This is a genomic window from Bacillus sp. ME78, from assembly GCF_903970865.1.
GTDB lineage: Bacteria > Bacillota > Bacilli > Bacillales > Bacillaceae_G > Bacillus_A > Bacillus_A cereus.
This window is the reverse complement of the sequence record NZ_CAJCKK010000114.1, coordinates 1-301: the sequence shown is the minus strand read 5'-3', so window position 1 is coordinate 301 and position 301 is coordinate 1. Positions and strand designations below refer to the sequence as shown.

The window sequence follows — 301 nt, the reverse complement described above, 5'->3', positions numbered from 1 at the left end:
TTGCTGCAGCTGAAAAAGCTGGCATTGTTAAAGGAGAAGGGAATGGCATCTTCAATCCATCTGGGAAAGTAACACGCGCTGCCATGGCAACGATGCTAGTAAATGCCTATAAACTACAAAGTACAACACATGAAAATGGCCAAAGTAAATTTGAGGATTTAAAAGGACATTGGGGGGAAAAATTCGCCAATGTTTTAATTGATTTAAAAATTTCTAATGGCACTGATAACGGCTGGCAACCAAATAGATTCATAACACGAGCTGAAGCTGCTCAACTTACTGCTAAAACAGATATGTTTTC

At 38.9% G+C, this 301-nt stretch carries 1 protein-coding gene; it reads left to right on the top strand.

Translation table 11 applies throughout. The features are described 5' to 3' along the window. Positions 1-301, top strand: a 301-nt coding sequence (locus H6481_RS28510) for an S-layer homology domain-containing protein (protein ID WP_182813829.1), incomplete at both ends; no start/stop codon positions are given.